Below are 1610 nucleotides of genomic sequence, written 5' to 3' on the forward strand. Positions count from 1 at the left end.
CCCAATATAAGGGGAAGGACTGTCTATTGAGCTGTCTCTCAGCTTCAAGCTCTGTTCTCTCGGCGATCACATTGCCAGAGCCAGACTCCTTCTCGACAAGTTTGTCACCGTTAAAACCTGTCTGCGTGGAGATGATCATCTCTACATTTTTGTAACCGACACCCTTGACTGATGCCTTTTCGTACATGTAGTTGGCAGCTCCAGCCATGCCAATTAACATAACCACTAATGCAGCCAAAATCAGCATTCTCTTCAGTTCAATTCCCTCCTAACTGATGATAATCATCCTATCAATCCCTATTTGAGCTTTATGATTGATGATTAAATATAATTAGCTTGATCCATCAGAGACTTCACTCTAATTATAGCGAAGAGGCATGAAAAAGAGAGCGGATTTTCGCTGGCAGGAATTAGAAATGGCAAGCCCATATTCGGCAGAATTGCCCTCATCGCCATGAATCTGCAGCTCAAATGTAAATTAGCGCGAATCAGATGACTCTGGATGTTTGATCTCAACTTCTTGACATACTGAAGTGGATTTATGGTCAAAAAACGATGCCCAAAGCCTAAAAAATGGTTAGAATCGAGATTGATAGCGGTCGACGGCTGTAACGGGAGCATAGATGCTACTATACGGCTTGCGAAGCTATGGAAAAGTCTCCAAGAAGAAATCCCCGGATATGGATTTGGACATGAGCTATTTACATATTGCTATCATAAAGGGACAGGGTTGTACCCTTTCCCTGGAAAAGTGTTTATCTGAAAAAGATTACAGCAGGGTTGGAGACAAATCTAGAGGAAAGAGAGATGATCAAGAGCCCGTGGGAGGGAAAGCTCGCCCGCAACATGTATGCGGGCAGCATCCTGGAGATATTTATAGTCACGGCCGTGACCACCGTCCTGACCATAAGGTTCTTTCTGGGAGCTACAGGTTACCCCCAAGTAAGCGGCGGTGGTCTCCATATAGCTCACGTATTGATTGGAGGTCTGGCCATGCTGATCTCCATCCTGATCCTCCTGACCTTTCTGGGCAGCTACTCAAAGAGTCTAGCTGCAGTCCTGGGAGGCTTTGGTTTTGGCGCCTTCATAGACGAGCTGGGGAAGTTCATCACCATCGACAACAATTACTTCTTCCAACCAACCATCGGGCTGATCTACATCGCCTTCGTCCTCCTTTTTGTCCTCATTAAGAAGATAAGCAGCAGAAGCTATCTTACAGAGAAAGAGAGACAGGTTAATATCCTGGAGATATCCAAGGAGGCGGTCCTCAAGGGCGATGAGGCTTATGGTATACAGATGGCCAGAAGCATACTGAAGAGGAGTGCAGCCCAAAAGGCATGCCTAAAGGGCTCAAATGAGACCACAGGATGCCTTGATGAGATACCTGATCTGCCTCCTCTTCTAAGTCCTGAGCCCAAAGTCTACGCCGCTGCCAAGACCAGAGCCAAGGGCCTCTATAGCTGGATGATAGGGAGGAGATGGTTTATCCAGTTCCTGATAGCCTTCTTCCTCCTAAATGCCCTGATCTCCCTGATAGAAGTGATCTACCTCACCATAGGCATACAAAATGCCGTCTTCTGGGCAATCTTCGCCCTAGCCTCCCTGGGAGT

Annotated in this window: 2 pseudogenes; one reads left to right on the forward strand and one right to left on the reverse strand. The window is 46.8% G+C overall.

Features of this window, described 5'->3' with window-relative positions:
* Positions 1-247 (reverse strand): annotated as a pseudogene (locus BP822_RS06965) (hypothetical protein); the annotation flags it as partial.
* 560 nt (positions 248-807) lie between these two features.
* On the opposite strand from BP822_RS06965, the pseudogene BP822_RS06970 reads away from it, so the two are divergent.
* A pseudogene (locus BP822_RS06970) lies at positions 808-1610 on the forward strand (hypothetical protein); the annotation flags it as partial.

Source organism: Methanosaeta sp. UBA458 (genome assembly GCF_002496085.1).
Classification (GTDB): domain Archaea; phylum Halobacteriota; class Methanosarcinia; order Methanotrichales; family Methanotrichaceae; genus Methanothrix; species Methanothrix soehngenii.